The sequence below is a fragment of the Sphingobium sp. C100 genome, assembly GCF_000508185.1.
Taxonomy (GTDB): Bacteria; Pseudomonadota; Alphaproteobacteria; order Sphingomonadales; family Sphingomonadaceae; genus Sphingobium.
On record NZ_AYOY01000116.1, the window covers coordinates 1 to 911 of the forward strand.

The 911-nt window shown below is 72.4% G+C and carries 2 protein-coding genes; both read left to right on the forward strand.

Going from position 1 to position 911, the window contains the following annotated elements:
- The coding region (locus tag C100_RS33130; protein ID WP_037530054.1) for a hypothetical protein at positions 1–361 on the forward strand (361 nt) is incomplete at its 5' end.
- 38 nt (positions 362–399) lie between these two features.
- Positions 400–911, forward strand: a 512-nt coding sequence (locus C100_RS33135; protein WP_024019331.1) for a transcription antitermination factor NusB, incomplete at its 3' end; no start/stop codon positions are given.

Sequence of the window (911 nt, forward strand, 5' to 3'; positions counted from 1 at the left end):
CGCCCCCGCGCCGCCGCAGCGCGCTCGATCCCCATGGGCGCTGATGCCCGTCGATGAAATTGGCGAGGTGGTCGTCAACCTGGCGGGCGTGGTCGTGCGCCAGGCCGGCGGGCTGGTCATCGACCTGACCGTCGAGCATGTTTTCTCCGGCCATAGTGCGCGTTTCTTCCATGGCGTGGGTCGACGCCTGATCCGTATGACGACCCTGGGCGGCATCCGCATCCCATCCTCGCTGCGGACCGTGCCCAGGGGAGCCGACGCCCGGCCGCGCCGGTCCGACTGGGTCGCGCTATGGATCGGCGTCTTCGTCTGGATCATCATTTTCCTGGCCATCGGCGTCATCGGCTCCCGCTTTCTTTGAGGGATGACCCCGGCGGCGAAAGCGCGTAGTGGCCGCTGATGCCCCGCCGCTCCACGCCCCGTCCCGATGATGTCCCCGGTTTTCCCGCGCGCCGCGCCGCGCTGCGGCTGCTCGATGCGGTGTTGCGCCGGGGCGACCCATTGGAACTGGCGCTGCATGGCGCGGCGCAGGGGCTGCCCCCGGCCGATCGCGGCCAGGTCCATGCCATCGCCGCCGAAGTGCTGCGCCACCTGCCCGATCTCGACGCGCTGATCGACGGGGCCACCCGCCAGCGCCTGCCCGACGACGCCAAGGCGCGGATGGTGCTGCGCATCGCGCTCGCCCAGACGTTGCGCATGGACACGCCGCCCCATGCCGCCATCGCCACCGCCCTGCCGCTGGTCGACGGCGGCCCGCGCAAGCTGGTCCATGGCGTGTTCGGCACGGTGACGCGCAGCGCCCCGGTGCTGCCCGACCCGCCGACCCTCCCGGCCGAGGTGGTGGAGCGCTGGACGAGCCAATGGGGCGAGGCCATGCCGCAGGCGGCGGCGCAGGCCTATGCCGCTCGCCC